The following is a 3,294-nucleotide window of genomic DNA, read 5'->3' as shown; positions in this document are numbered from 1 at the left end:
CGAGGACGCCATGGGCTGAGTTATGCACTTATGCACATGCTTATTATTGTTATAGGGAGGCTTTATGAATGAAATTCTGGTGGTAACGGTAATAGCGGTGGGCTTCACCGCGATCAACCTCGTAATCTTGGGGCTGTGTCTCAAGCTGTACACTGAGTATTTCAAAGACATGTCCCGGAGCGGAAGGAAGGTGGAGAAATGAAAAGAGAGAAGCGATTAGAATACCTCATACTCGCAGCCTTCCAGGATGATAAGATTTTGAAGTTAGAGATGTGCACAAGCCTTTGTGCGTGGTGTCGATATTGTTCGTGGGAGGGCACAGGCTCTTGTTATGAAAACTATCCTGTTTGCGAACACCCAATAAGAAGGCTTGCTGAAGATGAAGAGATGAACATGAACGCATATTCCGGAGGCGACTGTTGGGGGTTTCGCCCGGCATACCGGCGAGAGGATTGCGTTGATATTGTCGGGTTGTGGCTGCAAGGTAAGCATGTCGATTGGGACTCAGTACCACGAATCGGTAGGAAGGAAACAAGTGTAAAGCAGGTGGAGAAATGACTCACGACGAGCTTGTAATACGCGGTTGTAACTGGTTTAAAAACAATCACATATCGAGGTTGAAGTTTCCGATTATACTAACTGAATATAGAAGCTACGCAGATTCACGGCCTGACGTTCTCGGTATGAATCATTCCCACACTGCCGTAATCGAATGTAAGGTCGCTCGCTCAGACTACTTCGCTGACCTAAAGAAAGGTCATCGCCAATGGCTAACCCAGATAGGAAACCGCCGATTTTATCTATGCCCTGTAGGTTTATTAAAGGCCGATGAAATAACTAATGGATGGGGTTTGCTGTACTGCCATCCACACAAGATAACCATTGAAAAAGAATCGGACTTTTTCCCACCCGAACAAACAAGGCCACAGGAGTACCAAATAATGTACTCAATTCTTCGTAGGCTTATGTCTTTTGATGGGCACGATAAAACGTTGGATATGTTGAAAGGAGTAGGAAGATGAGCGAGATAGTAGTTTTATTTGATAGTAATGAGGCTGCACAATACCGCACTAATATATCGGGTTGGGTAAGTAGGCACGGGCATCTATGCTGTGATGAAAGAGCCGCCCGATATGATGGATGTACACACACGCTATGCGAAGATTGTAGTCAACCTATAGCTAAGGGTCGGTTGGTATGCACAGAGTGTTGGGACAAGAGACAAATTAAAAAATACGAGGCCATGCCAAAAGCAGAGTGGAATGAGAAGGGTATGCTCTATTCTGATGCTGCCGATAAATATTTCTCAGATTGGGATGAGATAGAAGAATTTATTGAGGAGGAAGGTGGCACGATAGAAGGATTAAGGTTGATAATCTGCAAGCCTCATTATTTACCCCTCTTAGATAGTAGTGATTTTGGGTGTGATGACCTTGCAGAAGATGGTGAGCTTCCTGACGCTGTTATAGATGCCATAGCTAAATTTAATGAAGTTATTTACTCCATAGGGCCAGTGTCTTGGACTCCAGGGAATAAAGCAGCCCACATCCGTGCTATGGCAGAGGGAAAGGAGCCCAAACAATGAAATGCCCGCTGTGTAAAGATAAAGAGTTACTGCCGGCGCGGTCCCGGGAGGATCGCAAGGAAGCCGACGCCCTGAAGTGTGTCTACTGCGCGGCGATGTTCCAGATGGACGAAACCAACCACCTGCGCCGCTTGATGCCTCCTGTAAGCGTTGCTCCTGCAATGACGCACACTGCCACTCTCGCCGGCGCGGGACTTAAAACCTGTCATAAACCTGCCAAACCTGCCGCTCTGAAGTCAGTTAAGCGTAAGATAGACGATCACGACAAGAGCGAGATATTCAAACGGCTTGTAATGGGCGAGAAGTGCGTATCGATCGCGGCGGCGGTAGGATGCAAGCCGCAGGCCGTGAACAACTACAAGTTCACTCATAAGGCCGCCATAGCCGCGGCGCAAAAGGCTCTCAAAAACCCGGGTACTAAAGTGGACGAAAAAGCAGGCGCTCCAAAGAAAGTAGTCCACTCGAAGGCCGTGAAGCTACGAAAACAGGTGGACGAAAATACTGGCTCGGCTTCATACACCTTCCAGGAGCGACTGGCCATCATCGCCGAGGTTAAGGCCGGCGGCGCCGATCGACTGAATATAGTGAGCAAGAAGTACGGATTGACCAGGGGGCAGTTGAGGGGTTATCTGGCCCGGGAGAGCTATTACCGCCAGGTCGCTGTCTCCGGAGAGAAGACCGTCAAGAGCGCCAGGCAGCACAGGGCTTTCGTGCTGCACCAGGTAAGGAACCTCGATAAGGTGCCGGTGACTAAGATACGAGCCATCCTTGTCGATTATCTGGAACTACTGAGAGAGGATCTTACCCCGGCGCAGCAGGCTGTGCAAAGCGTGGAAGCCGAGATAAACCGCGTAGACGCTGCTATTAAGGAATTAGACACCCGGGCAGCTGATGTGGTTAAAATATTCAAGGGAGGCCGCGATGTTTAAACCAAAAGGATTCGTGATCGTCGACAAAGAGCTGAAGCATACGATGGAGCCGCCGGCAAGTATGCCCGGGTGCGATTACAATATGAAGGACGAATACTTCAGCGCGATGCAGGGTAAGATGCTGAAGGTGATGGACGTGGCCGTGGACGGCAAAGACTACCTGGTGCAGGCAGAGAGTCCGAAGGCCGGGGTGTTCCTGTGGACGGTCGATAAGCGGGACACGATAGGTGAGATGATACCCTACGCCGTTATCAGCCAGTTCAGACACACACGCCTGCAGGACGCCATGAAGGCCGCGGGCCTTGAGCCGGACGCTTTCTCTGACGAGGTAATCGATATAGTGAGTAAGGCGATCGGCGTGGATCTCAAAAAGGTATTGGAAGAGTTGGAGGTGAGGCTACTGAGAGGATAAACGTGGAGGCGATGGCCGCCGCGCTACTCTACGACATGAAGAAATATGGCGGGTGCGGACTGGCGGCGAATCAGGTAGGCTTCAAGCACCGGGTATGTGTTATAGCCGTGGGCGATATGACGCCCATCGTTTTAGTAAACCCCTTGATTCTCAAAGAGAAGAAGCCGCGTCGCGTCAGGGAAGGCTGCCTGTCCCTGCCCGGGTTAGAGGTTGAGATAGAGCGCCCCATGTACGTAAAAGTCAAAGCCATGGACGAGCACTGGAACACTAGAAAATACACGTTCACAGGGACGCAAGCCCAGGTGGCCCGGCACGAGATCGACCACCTGAACGGGATACTGATGATCGATTACCTCGAAACCTCAGAC

Annotated in this window: 7 protein-coding genes; all 7 read left to right on the top strand. The window is 50.3% G+C overall.

All coding sequences use genetic code 11. The features are described from left to right. The first annotated feature begins 64 nt into the window (after positions 1-64). Complete coding sequence (locus PHI12_14315) at positions 65-202, top strand: hypothetical protein (protein MDD5511958.1); 138 nt, start codon at positions 65-67, stop codon at positions 200-202. Further along, entirely contained in the window at positions 199-558 is a 360-nt protein-coding gene (locus PHI12_14310; GenBank protein ID MDD5511957.1) for a hypothetical protein, read from the top strand. The genes PHI12_14315 and PHI12_14310 overlap by 4 nt, the downstream gene beginning before the upstream one ends. Further along, positions 555-1,022: a hypothetical protein gene (locus PHI12_14305; GenBank protein MDD5511956.1), complete on the top strand. Its 468-nt coding sequence runs from the start codon at positions 555-557 to the stop codon at positions 1,020-1,022. The genes PHI12_14310 and PHI12_14305 overlap by 4 nt, the downstream gene beginning before the upstream one ends. Next, entirely contained in the window at positions 1,019-1,585 is a 567-nt protein-coding gene (locus tag PHI12_14300; protein MDD5511955.1) for a hypothetical protein, read from the top strand. The genes PHI12_14305 and PHI12_14300 overlap by 4 nt, the downstream gene beginning before the upstream one ends. After that, positions 1,582-2,514 carry a hypothetical protein gene (locus tag PHI12_14295; GenBank protein MDD5511954.1) on the top strand — a complete coding sequence of 311 codons (933 nt, stop codon included), beginning with the start codon at positions 1,582-1,584 and terminating at the stop codon, positions 2,512-2,514. Before PHI12_14300 ends, PHI12_14295 begins: the two co-directional genes overlap by 4 nt. After that, the gene (locus tag PHI12_14290; protein MDD5511953.1) at positions 2,507-2,926 is read left to right on the top strand and encodes a hypothetical protein; all 420 of its coding nucleotides are present in this window, start codon (positions 2,507-2,509) and stop codon (positions 2,924-2,926) included. Before PHI12_14295 ends, PHI12_14290 begins: the two co-directional genes overlap by 8 nt. Positions 2,927-2,937: 11 nt before the next feature. Then, positions 2,938-3,294 (top strand): peptide deformylase (locus tag PHI12_14285; GenBank protein MDD5511952.1); only part of this gene is annotated, 357 nt, incomplete at its 3' end.

The organism is Dehalococcoidales bacterium (assembly GCA_028716225.1).
Taxonomy (GTDB): Bacteria; Chloroflexota; Dehalococcoidia; order Dehalococcoidales; family UBA5760; genus UBA5760.
The sequence above is the reverse complement of the archived record's forward strand: the minus strand, read 5'-3'. Positions and strand labels throughout refer to the sequence as shown.

Excerpts from the sequence above, each read along its gene's own strand:
- PHI12_14315 (MDD5511958.1), top strand. The coding sequence starts at position 65 with ATGAATGAAATTCTGGTGGTAACGGTAATAGCGGTGGGCTTCACCGCG.
- PHI12_14310 (MDD5511957.1), top strand. The coding sequence starts at position 199 with ATGAAAAGAGAGAAGCGATTAGAATACCTCATACTCGCAGCCTTCCAG.
- PHI12_14305 (MDD5511956.1), top strand. The coding sequence starts at position 555 with ATGACTCACGACGAGCTTGTAATACGCGGTTGTAACTGGTTTAAAAAC.
- PHI12_14300 (MDD5511955.1), top strand. The coding sequence starts at position 1,019 with ATGAGCGAGATAGTAGTTTTATTTGATAGTAATGAGGCTGCACAATAC.
- PHI12_14295 (MDD5511954.1), top strand. The coding sequence starts at position 1,582 with ATGAAATGCCCGCTGTGTAAAGATAAAGAGTTACTGCCGGCGCGGTCC.
- PHI12_14290 (MDD5511953.1), top strand. The coding sequence starts at position 2,507 with ATGTTTAAACCAAAAGGATTCGTGATCGTCGACAAAGAGCTGAAGCAT.